Origin of the sequence: Pseudomonas floridensis (assembly GCF_002087235.1) — a bacterium.
In the GTDB taxonomy this organism is placed as follows: domain Bacteria; phylum Pseudomonadota; class Gammaproteobacteria; order Pseudomonadales; family Pseudomonadaceae; genus Aquipseudomonas; species Aquipseudomonas floridensis.
Genome location: NZ_MUIO01000002.1, coordinates 124,619 through 139,216 on the forward strand (window position 1 = coordinate 124,619; position 14,598 = coordinate 139,216).

The window sequence follows — 14,598 nt, forward strand, 5'->3', positions numbered from 1 at the left end:
CGTAATGCCATCTGCCTGGGCAGCTGTTGTCTGATTATTGAGGCAGGCAGACGCGGAAAACCGAGCCTTTACCCTCTTCGCTCTCGACTTCGATGCGTCCGCCATGTGCCATGACGATCTGCTCGGAGATGAACAGCCCCAATCCCAATCCCGCGACCGCGTGGTTGGCGGATACGCGCTCGAACTGCTGAAAGATGCGCTTCTGGTTTTCCGGGGTAATGCCGATGCCCTGGTCCCTGACCTCGACATTCGCCTGACCGCCGTCGCAAAAAACGCGAACCTCAATGGGCTTGCGAGCGCCGTAGCGCAGTGCGTTGGTCAGCAGGTTGGCAATCACCTGCTCGATCCTGAACTCGTCCCACACACCGATGACCGGCTCGTCCGCCAACAGCGTGATGGTCGAGTTCGCAGCGGCGATCTGCGCGGAAAAGTTTTCCAGCAACTGGGCCACCAGTTCGCTGAGATCGAACGGACTGGGGCGAATGGACAGCTTGCCGGTGCGAATCCGCGACACGTCCAGCATGTCTTCGATGAGCCGGATCAGGCTTTGAATCTGGCGTTCGTCGCGTTCGACCATCGCGCCCAGTTTGTCCAGGGTAAACGCGGCCGCATTGCCCTTGGCCAGATGCAGCTTGCGCAACTGGGTTTCAAGGATCAGGCCGTTGAGCGGCGTGCGCACCTCGTGGGAGACAATCGACATGAAGTCGTCACGCATGCGTATTGCATGCTCAAGCTCAGCCTGAGTGGATTGCAGGCGTTTGAGCAGCATCTCCTGCTCCTGCCGACTGCGCTCCAGCTCTTCGACCTGCAGCTTCATTGCCTTGCGCTGGCGAAACAGGTCGACGAACACGTTGACCTTGCTCTTGACCGCGTGAATATCCAGCGGCTTGTGCAGGAAATCCACCGCGCCGCTTTCATAGCCCTTGAACGCGTAATTGAGCTCGCGACCGGCAGCGCTGACGAACACGATGGGAATGTTCTTGGTCTTTTCGGTACTGCGCATCAATTCAGCCAGCTCGAAGCCGTTCATGCCGGGCATCTGCACATCGAGAATGGCCAGGGCGAACTCATGCTGCAGCAGAAGCGACAACGCCTCGTCGGCCGAAAGCGCCTTGAATACCTGGCGATCCTCACGCTTGATCAACGCTTCGAGGGCCAGCAGGTTTTCCGGCAAGTCATCGACGATCAGCAGTTTTGCCTGGATTTCACTTAGCATGCGATTCGTTCCAGCTCGACCAGCAATTGGCCAATTTCGTTCAAGGACAGGAGGTAGTCCGGCGAATGCAGCGCCAGGGCGGCCCCGGGCATGGTACTCGCCTGAGCCTGCGCAGGATCCTGAATAACCGTAAAACCGCGATACTTTTTGATTTGCAGCAATCCTTGCGCTCCGTCGTTGTTGGCGCCGGTCAGCAGCACGCCCGCGAGGCGCGCGCCATAAGCGTCAGAGGCCGAGTCGAAGAGGATGTCGATGCTCGGACGGGAATGAAACACCCGGTCTTCCTGACTCAGTGACAGACTGAAATCGGATTCGACCGAGAGATGGTAGCTCGCCGGCGCGAAGTACAAGGTACCGGGAACGATGGTTTCCTTGTCATCAGCTTCTTTCACCGGTATCGCCAGGCGGTTCTGAAACACATGAGCCAACTGGCTGCGACGGTCATCCGGCAGGTGCAGGACCGTCAGAATCGGCAACCTGAAACCCGGCCGCAGTCCATTGAAAATCTTCAGCAGCGCTTCGACGCCACCGGCTGACGCGCCGACCACGATCGCGTCCACGACCGGCAGGGCACCGTCCATTGCATGAGGCGAAAACGTAGTCTTCATGACTTGCGGTAGATCCGCTCTGGCTTGACCAGGGTTTCGAATGCGTTGCCGTAAGCCGAGAATTCCAGGGTCTCCTTGCTGCCCAACGCCAGAAAGCCGCGGTGACAAAGCGAATCGTGGAACAGCCCGAAAGCGCGATCCTGCAATTTTTTATTGAAGTAAATCAATACGTTACGACATGAAATGAACTGGGTCTCGGAGAATACACTATCCGTGGCCAGACTATGGTCGGCAAAGGTGACGTTTTCACGCAGGGTCTTGTCGAAAATCGCGTAATCGTAGGCCGAGGTGTAGTACTCGGTGAAATCGCGCAGACCGCCGGACTTGCGGTAATTTTCCGTGTACGCACGCAGATTCTCCATGGAAAAAATGCCCTGCTTGGCCTTCTCCAGCGAACTGGGATTGATGTCGGTCGCGTAGATGATGGTGCGCTCCAGCAGCCCTTCCTCGCGCAGCAGAATGGCCATCGAGTACACCTCCTCGCCCGTACTGCAGCCGGCAATCCAGACCTTGATGGACGGATAGGTCCGCAGCAGCGGCACCACCTCCTGACGAATCGCCAGAAAGTGTGACGGGTCGCGAAACATCTCGCTGACCGGAATCGTGAGGATCTGCAGCAATTGCATGAACGCGGCCGGGTCGTGCAGCACCCGCTCCTGAAGCGCGGAAATCGTGCTGCAATCGAACTGGCGCAGGGCATGAGCCACGCGGCGCTTGACCGAAGCGCCGGAATAATCGCGAAAGTCGTAACTGTACTTGAGGTAGATCGCCTCAATGAGCAGCTTCAACTCGATCTCGCCGTTGCGATCAAGATGCATGGACAAACCCGGAAGTGTTATCGAAGACGCTCGATTTGGCCGCCTTCATTCAAATACGTTCCATTTTTGGCAGCCACACGCGAATCAGTGAGAACAGACGGTCAAGGTCGATAGGCTTGGCCAGGTAATCGTTGGAGCCCGCTTGCAGGCAGCGTTCCTGGTCATCCTTCATCGCCTTGGCAGTCACTGCGATGATCGGCAGCTTGCGCCAGCGCGGATCTTTGCGGATTTCGATGGTCGCTTCATAGCCATCCATCTCCGGCATCATCACGTCCATCAGCACCAGATCGATATCCTCGACCTCATTGAGCCGGGCGATCGCTTCCAGACCGTTGCGGGCGATTTCGACCACCGCGCCCTTGTGCTCCAGCGCACTGGTCAGGGCAAAAATGTTACGCACGTCGTCGTCCACCACCAGGATCTTGCGCGCCTCGAACACCTTGTCGCGGCTGCGCGCGGTCTTGAGCATTTTCTGCCGCTCATTGGAGAGCTGGGATTCGACCTTGTGCAGGAACAGTGTCACTTCATCGAGCAGGCGTTCCGGCGAGCGCGCGCCCTTGATGATGATCGAGCGCGAATACTTCATCAGTTCGGCCTCTTCATCACGGGTCATGTTGCGCCCGGTATAGACGATGACCGGCGGGAACGAGCAGATTTCCTCGGTGGACATGCGCCGCAGCAACTCGTCACCGAGCATGTCCGGCAACTTGAGGTCGATGATCATGCAGTCATAGATGTTGTCGCGCAGCAGATCCAGCGCTTCCTGAGCAAAGCCGACGGCGGTGATTTCAATGTCGTCGTCCCCGATCAGGCGGGCGATGCTGTCACGCTGCAAGGCATCGTCCTCCACCAGCAGGATGCGCTTGACCTTCTGGGTCAGCTTGGCCTCCAGCTTGGCGAAGACATCTTTGAGTTCCTCACGCGTAGTGGGCTTGACCGCATAACCAATCGCGCCCATGTGCAAGGCGGCCTCTTGGCGATCCTCGACGGAGATGACGTGCACCGGGATGTGCCGGGTTGGTGCCAGCTCCTTGAGACGTTGCAGCACGGTCAGACCCGAATGGTCCGGAAGGCGCATGTCCAGCAGGATCGCATCCGGGGTGAAGCGTGCGGCCAGATTGAAGCCGTCATCGGCGGCGTGAGCCACGAGGCAGTAATAACCCAGCTCATGGGCCAGATCGAAGAGGATCTGCGCGAACCGCACCTCGTCTTCGATCACCAGAATGCAGCGTTTGTCGAACGGCGCCTTTTCGCGATCATCGGCAAACACCGGAATCGCCTCATCCCGCTCGACAAGCGGCGGCAAGGTCGGCGCGCTGATCACGGGCGAAGGCGCCACCGGCAGCGAAACGGCCGCGGTCCTGCTGGTGCCGGTCAGATCTTCGGCCTGCTCGGTGTACTGCTCTGGCAGCACCAGGGTGAAGATGCTGCCCTGCCCCGGCGCGCTGGTGACACTGATGGAACCACCAAGCAGCGCCGCCAGATCACGGGAAATCGACAGGCCCAGCCCGGTGCCGCCGTAGCGACGATTGGTGGTGCCGTCAGCCTGGCGGAACGCTTCGAAGATGCTCTGTTGATGCTCTTCAGCGATACCGATACCCGAGTCGCGTACTGTGAACGCGATGCCGGCACCGGGCTGACGCGACACGATCATGCTGACCGCGCCCGACTCGGTGAATTTGATGGCGTTGGACAGGAGATTCTTGAGAATCTGCTCCAGTCGCTGGCGATCGGTGAACAGCATGGTGGGCGCGCCCGCCTGCATTTCCACGGTGAAATCCAGACGTTTTTCGGCAGCCAGTGGCTGGAACATGACTCGCAAGCCGTCCACCAGACGCGACACGCTGCTGTTTTCCGGACGCACTTCGAGCTTGCCGGCTTCGACCTTGGAGATGTCCAGAATGTCGTTGATCAGGTTCAGCAGGTCGTTGCCGGCTGAATAGATCGACTCGGCAAACTTGACCTGTTCGGCGGTCAGATTCTCGGTCGGGTTCTCGGCCAGCAACTTGGCCAGAATCAACGAGCTGTTGAGCGGCGTGCGCAGCTCATGGGACATGTTGGCGAGGAACTCGGACTTGTATTTGCTGGAGCGCTGCAACTCATCGGCCCGCGCCTGCAATTCGACCTGAGCAATATTGAGCTCTTCATTGTTACGATCCAGCGCGTCACGCTGATCGGCCAGTGCCTGACTTTGCTCGGCCAACTGCTCGTTGGTCTGCTCAAGCTCGGCCTGCTGGGTCTCCAGATGCGCCTGCGATTCCTTGAGGATCCGCGATTGTTCTTCAAGCTCTTCGTTGGCCGTGCGCAACTCTTCCTGCTGCACCTGCAACTCCTCATTGAGCTGCTGAGTCTCGGCCAACACTTCCTGCAGACGCTGGCGGTAGCGCGCCGCCTCAATGGAGGTGCCAATGTTGTCGGAGATCAATTCGAGGAACTCGACGTCCTGCTCGGTCAGGGCGTGCAGGAATCCCAGTTCGATCACGCCATTGACCTGATCGTCGTTGCTGGTCGGCACTACGATAACGCTGCGTGGCGAGCCCTCACCCAAGCCGGAGCTGACCTTGAAGTAATCGACCGGCACGTCGTTCAGGCTGATGACCCGATCCTGTCGTGCCGCTTGCCCGACAATGCCTTCATCGCTGTGAATGGTCTGCTCGCGCTCTTCCTGCTCACGGGAAAACCCGTAAGACGCCACGCGTACCAGCCCGCCATGCTCCTGACGCACATACACGGCGGCCACCGACGCGCCCAGGTAGCGAGCCAGGAACTGCAGAATATTGCGACCCAGCATGTTCAGGGTCAGTTGCCCCAGGACCTGCTCGGCCAGTTCGCTCTGACCGTTACGCAACCACGCGACTTTCTGCAGGCGCTCGGCATTGATGTCCTGCTGCCGCAGGTTCTCGCTGTAGGTATCGGACAAGGACATCAGGTCACGTCGACCGATCCAGGCCAGAATGCCGCTGACGATGACCACGAAAATCAGGTACAGCGTCACCGACATGATGGTGCTGCGCGTGACCTCGGCGTTGCGGGTCAGACGCAATTGCTGCTCCATCTCGACGGCCTGATCGTACTCAGTGCGGATCTGATCGGTAATACGCTTGCCGCGCCCGGCCTGCACCGGCGTCTGATAGTCGCCATTGGCACGCCGCAGATTGATCATGTCCTGCGCAAAGGCATTCCATTCATCCTGCAGGGTCAGCAAGCGACGAAACCGGTCCAGTTGGGTGGGGTTGTCTTCCACCAGCGCCTTGAGCCCCTGCAACTCGGCCGTCAGCAGCGGCTTGGCGATTTCATACGGGTCGAGGAAATGCTGGTCGCCCGTTAGCAGAAAGCCGCGCATGCCGGTTTCCATGTCGATGGACAGCTTCATCGAGCGGTTGGTGTTGTTGATGACCCGATCCGTGTGCTCCACCCATTGAATGGCAGACAACAGATAACTGATCAGCAAAATGAAGAAAACCGCACTTAATACGCCGACACCCAGCGGCAGACCGACGTTACGCCCCAGCAGTTTGCGAAAGCGTTGTTCATCGACGACAGACGTCCGATTCATGAAAAATCCCTGGCGGTTGGATCAAAACCGTAGAGTTTGCCGTAAAGCCATGAAAAAGACTCTCATTTCTGACTTATAGGATTGAAATTTCACACATAAATAGGCGATAAGCTCCTGCAGATCTGTCTGTGGAATGCTCGCATCAGGTATTACTATGCTGAACAGGCACGCAACGGCATCGGATTGAACTTCTGAGTGCATTTTATTTACTGATACAGGGACTGTATTAAAAGCGGACAGCTCAAGGTCACGAGCCTTGGACTGACCGGCAAAGCGCACGAACCGCGGCGCCTCTTGCATCACCATTATTTTACGGCTTTAAGGAGTCAACCATGCCGGACGCAACCAGCACTATTCTTGTAGTCGAGGATGACACCATAGTGCGCATGCTGATCGTCGACGTTCTCGAAGAGCTGGAATACAAGGTGCTTGAAGCCGAAGACGCTATGGCGGCGCTGGAAATCCTCAAGGACGACACTGCTCATATCGATCTGATGATGACCGACCAGGGTCTGCCAGACCTCAAAGGCACCGAGCTGGCCAAAAAAGCCAGAGAGTTGCGCCCGGAATTGCCCGTGCTGTTCGCCAGTGGCTATTCGGAAAATATCGAAGTGCCCGCGGGCATGCATTCGATCGGCAAACCGTTCTCCATCGATGACCTGCGCGACAAGGTAAAAAGCGTTCTTGACCAGCACTGATCACGTCACACCCTGCCTGCAACACTCAGTCTCCAGCCCTGTCGGCCAGCGTCTGCTGATCATCGGTTACGTATGGCCCGAGCCGCGTTCCTCGGCGGCCAGCGGGCACGTCATGCAACTGATCCGCTGCTTCCTTGAACACGGCTGGCAGATTACCTTTGCCAGTCCTGCCACCGAAGGCGAGCACCGGGCCGACCTGGCTAGCCTGGGCATTGAAGAAGTCCGCATCGAGCTCAATAACAGCAGCTTCGATACGTTCGTCAATACGCTGCAACCGGATGTCGTCCTGTTCGATCAGTTCATGATCGAGGAGCAATTTGGCTGGCGTGTCGAACAGCAATGTCCGAACGCCCTGCGCGTACTCGAGACCTCGGATCTGCAGAGCCTGCGCCACGCCCGTCATCAACGGTTGAAAGATCGGTTGAGCGACGATGCGTCCGCCGCACGTGGTAGTTCGTGCCTGTCGGAACTGTCCAGCCCCGAGCTCTTCCAGCTCATGGCCGGGACCGATCTGGCGCAGCGCGAGGTCGCCTCGTTGTATCGATGCGACCTGAACCTGATGACTTCGGATGTGGAAATCGAGCTGCTGACTACTGCGTTCGGTCTGCCTGCATCACTGTTGCACTGGTGTCCGCTGATGCCGGATAACATCCCGCAAAGCGCCAGGCCGTTCGAGCAACGAGCGCACTTTCTGAGCATCGGCAATTTTCGGCATGCGCCGAACTGGGATGCGGTGCTGTGGATGAAGACGGCCATCTGGCCCTTGATTCGCCAACAGCTTCCCCAGGCCCAACTGCATGTCTACGGGGCCTATACGCCACCCAAAGCGACAGCCTTGCACAATCCGCCTCAGGGCTTTCATGTGATGAACTGGGCAGAAGATGCCCTTGAAGTCATGTCCAATGCGCGGGTATGTCTGGCCCCGCTGCGTTTTGGCGCGGGCATCAAGGGCAAACTCATCGATGCGATGCTGTGCGGCACGCCGTCAGTCACCACATCGATAGGCGCCGAGGCCATGAGCGGCGGACTGCCCTGGCCAGGGCTGATCGAGCACGATGCCGGACTGATTGCCAAGGCCGCGGTGCGCCTTTATCAGGATCAGGCGCTATGGACGGAGGCACAGACCGCCGGGTGGACAGTGCTCAACGCCCGCTATCGCCATGAACAACACTGCGCCAGCCTGATGGAACGCATCGAAGCCCTGCGCGATGACCTGCCGAACCATCGCCTGGCAAACTTCACCGGCGCGATGCTGCGGCATCATCACCACAAAAGCACCAAATACATGGCGCAGTGGATCGAGGCAAAGAATCGCAAGGTGTGAGCGAGGGTCAGACCGGCTTGCGCAATAAATAAGTATCCATCACCCACCCCTTGCGCTCCCGTGCCTCGGCGCGCAGCTGTTTGATTCGCTCGCAGACGTCATCCAGCCGGCCTGAGATAAGTATTTCGTCCGGGGTGCCGAGGTAGGCGCCCCAGTAGATATCCAGCCCCTGCCCCACGAAACGCTCGAACGAGCAATGAGCGTCGAGCATCACCACAACGTTGTCCGGCTGCCGCTCCTGGCTTGCGGCGATGCGGCGACCAGTGGTGATCGACACGGGCTCGCCGATGCGGTTCAGCGGTATACGATGCCGCGCCACCAGCGCCTGAACGCTGGTGATGCCGGGGATGACATGGTACTCGAAGACTTCCCTGCCCCGCGCCAGCACCCGGTCGAGAATGCGCAGAGTGCTGTCATAAAGCGACGGGTCGCCCCAGATCAAAAACGCCCCGACCTGATCGGCAGTCAGCTCGTCCTGGATCAAGCGTTCGAACAGCATCGCGCGTTGCTCATGCCAGTGTTCGACCCCTCGCTCGTAGGACTGTTGATCGTCCTCGCGGCGTGGGTCCTGGACTTGCACCAGTCGGTAATCATCGCCGGTCATGTATCGCTGACAGACGACCTTGCGCAGACGCAGCAGATCATCGTTTTCATAGCCCTTGTCGAGCAGGAACACCACATCGGCCCGGTTCAAGGCGTTGATGGCCTGCACAGTAATCTGCTCCGGATCACCGGCGCCCATACCGATCAACACTATCTGTTTCATGGTGCTCCACACGGTTTCGCAATTCACTGCACGAGTGATCGATCCTAAGCGTTTTTTCGGTTTCGGTCGGGCAATGATTCGAAAAATAAGGCACATTAATGCCCTGGCAACCTTTGCAAACGGCCACGCCATGATCAAAACAACAAGAACTGCGGACCCGTCCTACGAGTTGATGGACGATCATAACGGTCTGTCGATCATTTACCGCGAACACGGCTTTCCATGTCCGCTGGTGCGCTGGCACTTTCACAAAGAGTATGAATTGCACCTGATCGTCGCCAGTTCCGGCAAAGTGTTCGTGGGCGACTATATTGGCAACTTCAACCCGGCCAGTCTGTTCCTGACCGGCCCCAACCTGCCGCACAACTGGATCAGCCAGATCGATGAAGACGAGGTCGTGCCCAAGCGCGACATGCTGGTCAACTTCACCGACGAGCTGCTGGAAAGCGGCAACCAGGTCTTCGCCGAACTCAAGACGCTGGCGCCGTTGCTGGAGCGTGCCCGCTACGGCATCGAGTTTCGCTGCAAGCGTACGATCCGTCAGGCGATGAAGCTGATGCAGAGAATCGCCGACTCCAGCGGCATGACCCGGCTGGGGCACTTCTTTATCCTGCTGGAGTTGCTGGCGGCCAGTGACGATTATCAATTGCTGTCCGGCACAGCGGTCACCCAGACGGCCGACGAGCACAGCGTGGACCGTACCAACCGGGCGGTGGATTACATCTTCGCCAACTACAGCCGTGAACTGCCGCTCGAAGAAGTGGCAGAGTACCTGGGTATGAAGCCCACCTATTTTTCCCGGGTATTCAAACAGGCCACCGGGCGTTGCTTTGTCGAGTTCGTCAATCGTCTGCGTATCAGCAAGTCCTGCGAGTTGCTGGCCGATGGCGACAAGCCTGTCACCGACGTGTGCTTCGAGTCAGGCTTCAACAATATTTCCAACTTCAATCGACGATTCCAGCAGCTCAAAGGCATGACTCCGTCGCGTTACCGACGTCTTGCCGTCCAGCGTCTCACCGAACAAAACCTGTACTGATTCACCCCTGCTCGCCACCCATCGTCTACGCTCAGACTTCGCCAACGCCTGTTGCAAGGCGTTTGCGGTACAGGCGCGGCCGTCAGCGCACTGCAAAAAAGTATCAGTCACAGTGCAGTGCAGGATTTGTCTTTCATCCCGAACGCCGTTGTAATCAGTTCACATCTTCCTGCCTCCGGAAGAGACAAAAACAATAACCTGCCTTCTGCAGCTCTCTGGGCGTGGAAGAGGAGTGATCAATGAAGACCTCAGTAAAAGTACTGCTCGCCAGTTCCGTCCTCAGCACCTGTTTCATGGCCAGTGGCACTGCCACGGCCGGCACCGTGACCATCGCCACGGTCAATAACAGCGACATGATCCGCATGCAGCGCCTCTCCAAAACCTTCGAAGAAAAGCACCCGGACATCAAACTGAACTGGGTGGTCCTCGAAGAAAACGTCCTGCGCCAGCGCCTGACCACCGATATCGCCACCAAGGGCGGTCAGTTCGATGTGCTGACCATCGGCATGTACGAAGCCTCACTCTGGGGTGCCAAAGGCTGGTTACAGGAGATGAAGGACCTGCCCGCCAGTTATGAACTCGACGACGTGTTCCCGTCGGTGCGCGACGGCCTGTCGGTGGACGGCAAGCTCTTCGCCCTGCCGTTCTATGCAGAAAGCTCGATCACCTACTACCGTAAGGACCTGTTCAAAAACGCAGGCCTGACCATGCCCGAACGTCCAACCTGGACGCAGATCGCCGAGTTCGCCGGCAAGCTCACCGACAAATCCAAGGAACAGTACGGTATCTGCCTGCGCGGCAAGGCTGGCTGGGGCGAGAACATGGCGCTGATCACCACGGTGGCCAACGCCTATGGTGCGCGCTGGTTCGATGAACAATGGAACCCGCAGTTCGACCAGCCGGAATGGAAGAACGCACTCAATTTCTACGTCAACACCATGAAGCAGTCCGGCCCGCCGGGCGCCTCGAGCAACGGCTTCAACGAAAACCTGGCGCTGTTCAACAGCGGCAAGTGCGCCATCTGGGTAGACGCCAGCGTCGCGGGCTCCTTCGTGACCGACAAGACTCAGAGCAAGGTCGCCGACAACGTCGGTTTCACCTACGCCCCGCATGAAGTGACCGACAAGGGTTCTGCCTGGCTGTACTCGTGGGCCCTGGCGATTCCTGCCAGCGCCAAGAATGCCAAGGACGCCGCCGAGTTCACGCAGTGGGCCACCTCCAGGGAATACGCCGCACTGGTCGCCGAGAAAGACGGCGTGTCCAACGTGCCGCCAGGCACCCGTGCTTCGACTTACAGCGATGAGTACAAGAAAGCCGCTCCGTTCGCCAACATTACTCTGGAGTCGCTCAAGGCCGTCACGCCCAAGTCCCCTACCCTCAAGCCGGTGCCTTACGTGGGCATCCAGTTGGTGACGATTCCCGAGTTTCAGGCCATCGGCACCAGCGTGGGTCAGCAGTTCTCGGCGGCGCTGATCGGTCAGGCGACGGTCGACAGCGCCCTTAAAAATGCGCAGACCTCGACCGAACGCGATATGAAACGAGCGGGTTACGCCAAAAAGTAACCCCGCAACGGAAGCGGGAAACTCAGGTTTCCCGCTTCGCTGCTTTCAGACACAACCTATGTGTCATCCGGTTCGGAGCCTCTCATGAAGACCTCAGCCATTCCTGCTCGTACGGACACGTCCGGCGAACTGCCCCCGATCAAAAGCCGTCGCTTCAAACCGGGCTGGTTTCTGGTCAGCCCGTCCGTCGCCCTGTTGCTGGTGTGGATGATCGTGCCACTCGGCATGACCATTTATTTCTCGCTGATCCGTTACAACCTGCTGTCGCCCGGCGACAACGAGTTCGTCGGGCTCGAAAACTTCGAATACTTCGTGACTGACAGCGGCTTTCTGCCGGGTGCCGGTAACACTTTGCTGCTGGTGGGCAGTGTGCTGGCCATCAGCGTCATACTCGGCGTACTGATCTCGGCGCTGCTTGAAGCCAGCGAGTTCTTTGGCCGCGGCATCGTACGCGTTCTGCTGATCTCGCCCTTTTTCATCATGCCCACCGTCAGTGCGCTGATCTGGAAGAACCTGATTTTCCACCCGGTGTCCGGCGTACTGGCGGCGGTCTGGAAGTTCTTCGGTGCCGAACCCATCGACTGGTTCGCCCACTACCCGATGCTGTCGATCATCATCATCGTTTCCTGGCAGTGGCTCCCCTTCGCGATCCTGATCCTGATGACCGCCATGCAGTCGCTGGATCAGGAACAGAAGGAAGCGGCACGCCTCGATGGTGCTGGACCGATCGCGATCTTCTGGCACCTGACCCTGCCGCACCTGGCACGGCCTATCGCCGTGGTGGTGATGATCGAAACCATCTTTCTGCTGTCGGTGTTCGCCGAAATCTTCACCACCACCAACGGCGGCCCGGGCTTTGCCTCGACCAATCTGGCTTACCTGATCTACATCCAGGCCCTGCTGCAGTTCGACGTCGGCATGGCATCCGCTGGCGGCCTGATCGCCGTAGTCATCGCCAACATCGCAGCGATCGTCCTGATCCGGATGATCGGCAAAAACCTCACCGACAAGTCATGAGGACCTTGCCATGATGACGCTCAAACAATCACGTCGCCTGCAAAGCCTGCTGCTCGGGACCTTGTCCTGGCTCATCGCCGCGCTGATCTTTTTCCCGATCTTCTGGATGGTACTGACCAGCTTCAAGACCGAGATCGACGCCTTCGCCACGCCGCCGCAGTTGTTCTTCACGCCGACGCTGGAGAATTACCTGCACATTCAGGAGCGCAGTGACTACTTCCACTTTGCCTGGAACTCGGTGCTGATTTCGTTCAGCGCGACCATTCTGAGCATGCTGGTGGCCATTCCTGCCGCTTACTCGATGGCGTTCTTCGAGACCAAGCGCACCCGCGGCACGTTGCTGTGGATGCTCTCGACCAAGATGCTGCCACCGGTGGGCGTGCTGATGCCGATCTACCTGCTGGCCAAGACGTTCGGCCTGCTGGATTCGCGTCTGGCGCTGATCATCATCTACACGCTGATTAACCTGCCGATCGTGGTCTGGATGATCTACACCTACTTCAAGGACATTCCCGGCGAGATTCTCGAAGCCTCGCGCCTGGACGGGGCCAGCACCCGCCAGGAAATCTTTCGCGTACTGATGCCAATCTGCAAGGGCGGCCTGGCGTCTACCGCGCTGCTGTCGCTGATTCTGTGCTGGAACGAGGCGTTCTGGTCGCTGAACCTGACCTCGTCCGCCGCAGCCCCGCTCACCGCGCTGATCGCGTCCTACTCAAGCCCCGAAGGGTTGTTCTGGGCCAAGCTGTCGGCAGTTTCGACACTGGCGTGCGCGCCTATCCTGATTTTCGGCTGGATCAGCCAGAAACAACTGGTTCGCGGCCTATCGTTCGGCGCCGTCAAATAGCCCCGGCCCACAGAATAAAAAGGAGTCCATCATGGCTAACCTCAGCATCAGAAATCTGCAAAAAGGCTTCGACGGTCATCAAATCATCAAGGGCATCGACCTGGACGTGAAAGACCGTGAATTCGTGGTCTTCGTCGGCCCGTCGGGCTGCGGCAAGTCCACCCTGCTACGACTGATCGCGGGCCTCGAGGAGGTCTCCTCCGGCACCATCGAACTCGATGGTCGCGATATCACTCAGGTCACTCCGGCCAAGCGCGATCTGGCGATGGTGTTCCAGACGTACGCCCTGTATCCGCACATGACCGTCGGCAAGAACCTGTCGTTCGCTCTGGATCTGGCGGGCGGCAACAAGGCCGACATCAAGAAAAAGGTCGATGAAGCGGCGCGCATTCTGGAGCTGGGCCCGCTGCTGGAGCGCAAGCCCAAGCAGCTGTCGGGCGGACAACGCCAGCGGGTCGCCATTGGCCGCGCCATCGTGCGCAATCCGAAGATCTTTTTGTTCGACGAACCGCTGTCCAACCTTGATGCCGCGCTGCGCGTGCAGACTCGCCTAGAGCTGTCGCGCCTGCACAAGGAGCTGCAAGCGACCATGATCTACGTGACCCACGATCAGGTCGAAGCCATGACCCTCGCCGACAAAGTGGTGGTTCTCAATGGCGGCAGGGTCGAACAGGTCGGCTCGCCGCTGGACCTGTATCACCACCCTGCCAACCTGTTCGTGGCCGGTTTTCTCGGCACACCGAAAATGGGCTTCCTCAAAGGCAGCATCCGGCGGATCGACGCCAGCAGCTGCGACGTCGAGCTCGATGCCGGTACCACCGTGACCCTGCCCGTCAGCCGCGCCGGTCTGGCGGTCGGCGCGCCAGTGACGCTGGGCATCCGCCCCGAGCACCTGGACATCGCCCAGAGCGGCGATTGCCAGTTGCAGGTGATTGCCGACGTCAGTGAGCGACTGGGCAGCGACACCTTCTGCCACGTAAGAACCCGTTCGGGCGAGGCGCTGACCATGCGGATTCGCGGCGACCTGGCCAGCCAATATGGCGAAACACTGAGCCTGCACCTGGACAGCGCCCACTGCCACCTGTTCGACGCTGACGGCCTGGTCATTCCCAAAGCCCTGCAGACCGTTGCCGCCTGAGTCCTGGAGAGTCCT

12 protein-coding genes are annotated in these 14,598 nt (G+C 58.9%); 7 read left to right on the forward strand and 5 right to left on the reverse strand.

Annotated features, from left to right (window positions below; translation table 11 throughout):
* Positions 1-34: 34 nt before the first annotated feature.
* The 4 genes from BZK31_RS00665 to BZK31_RS00680 are packed head-to-tail and all read right to left on the reverse strand — an operon-like array spanning position 35 to position 6,198.
* Positions 35-1,216, reverse strand: coding sequence for a hybrid sensor histidine kinase/response regulator (locus BZK31_RS00665; protein WP_083180833.1), 1,182 nt, complete (start codon positions 1,214-1,216; stop codon positions 35-37).
* On the reverse strand, positions 1,210-1,824 hold the full coding sequence (locus BZK31_RS00670; RefSeq protein WP_083180834.1) for a chemotaxis protein CheB: 615 nt from the start codon (positions 1,822-1,824) through the stop codon (positions 1,210-1,212). The genes BZK31_RS00665 and BZK31_RS00670 overlap by 7 nt, the downstream gene beginning before the upstream one ends.
* Positions 1,821-2,642: a CheR family methyltransferase gene (locus tag BZK31_RS00675; protein ID WP_167377807.1), complete on the reverse strand. Its 822-nt coding sequence runs from the start codon at positions 2,640-2,642 to the stop codon at positions 1,821-1,823. The genes BZK31_RS00670 and BZK31_RS00675 overlap by 4 nt, the downstream gene beginning before the upstream one ends.
* A 49-nt stretch (positions 2,643-2,691) precedes the next feature.
* Positions 2,692-6,198: a response regulator gene (locus BZK31_RS00680; protein WP_083180836.1), complete on the reverse strand. Its 3,507-nt coding sequence runs from the start codon at positions 6,196-6,198 to the stop codon at positions 2,692-2,694.
* A gap of 332 nt (positions 6,199-6,530) precedes the next feature.
* Here BZK31_RS00680 and BZK31_RS00690 point away from each other — a divergent pair, with 332 nt between their 5' ends.
* Both BZK31_RS00690 and BZK31_RS00695 read left to right on the forward strand, forming a co-directional pair.
* Positions 6,531-6,896: a response regulator gene (locus BZK31_RS00690; protein WP_083180838.1), complete on the forward strand. Its 366-nt coding sequence runs from the start codon at positions 6,531-6,533 to the stop codon at positions 6,894-6,896.
* A gap of 52 nt (positions 6,897-6,948) precedes the next feature.
* Entirely contained in the window at positions 6,949-8,220 is a 1,272-nt protein-coding gene (locus tag BZK31_RS00695) for a glycosyltransferase (RefSeq protein WP_167377816.1), read from the forward strand.
* A gap of 7 nt (positions 8,221-8,227) precedes the next feature.
* Here BZK31_RS00695 and cobF read toward each other — a convergent pair whose 3' ends face one another.
* A complete protein-coding gene (gene cobF, locus BZK31_RS00700) occupies positions 8,228-8,986 on the reverse strand; it encodes a precorrin-6A synthase (deacetylating) (protein ID WP_083180839.1) in 759 nt (252 codons plus the stop codon).
* 130 nt (positions 8,987-9,116) lie between these two features.
* Here cobF and BZK31_RS00705 point away from each other — a divergent pair, with 130 nt between their 5' ends.
* The 5 genes from BZK31_RS00705 (at position 9,117) to BZK31_RS00725 (ending at position 14,583) form a co-directional block, all read left to right on the forward strand.
* Positions 9,117-10,022, forward strand: a complete 906-nt coding sequence (locus tag BZK31_RS00705; protein ID WP_083180963.1) for an AraC family transcriptional regulator — start codon at positions 9,117-9,119, stop codon at positions 10,020-10,022.
* Positions 10,023-10,261: 239 nt separating this feature from the next.
* On the forward strand, positions 10,262-11,584 hold the full coding sequence (locus BZK31_RS00710) for an ABC transporter substrate-binding protein (RefSeq protein WP_083180840.1): 1,323 nt from the start codon (positions 10,262-10,264) through the stop codon (positions 11,582-11,584).
* An 84-nt stretch (positions 11,585-11,668) separates the two neighbouring features.
* The gene (locus BZK31_RS00715) at positions 11,669-12,601 is read left to right on the forward strand and encodes a carbohydrate ABC transporter permease (RefSeq protein ID WP_083180841.1); all 933 of its coding nucleotides are present in this window, start codon (positions 11,669-11,671) and stop codon (positions 12,599-12,601) included.
* Positions 12,602-12,611: 10 nt separating this feature from the next.
* Complete coding sequence (locus BZK31_RS00720) at positions 12,612-13,445, forward strand: carbohydrate ABC transporter permease (protein WP_004884895.1); 834 nt, start codon at positions 12,612-12,614, stop codon at positions 13,443-13,445.
* A gap of 31 nt (positions 13,446-13,476) precedes the next feature.
* Complete coding sequence (locus BZK31_RS00725; protein WP_083180842.1) at positions 13,477-14,583, forward strand: ABC transporter ATP-binding protein; 1,107 nt, start codon at positions 13,477-13,479, stop codon at positions 14,581-14,583.
* Positions 14,584-14,598: the final 15 nt, after the last annotated feature.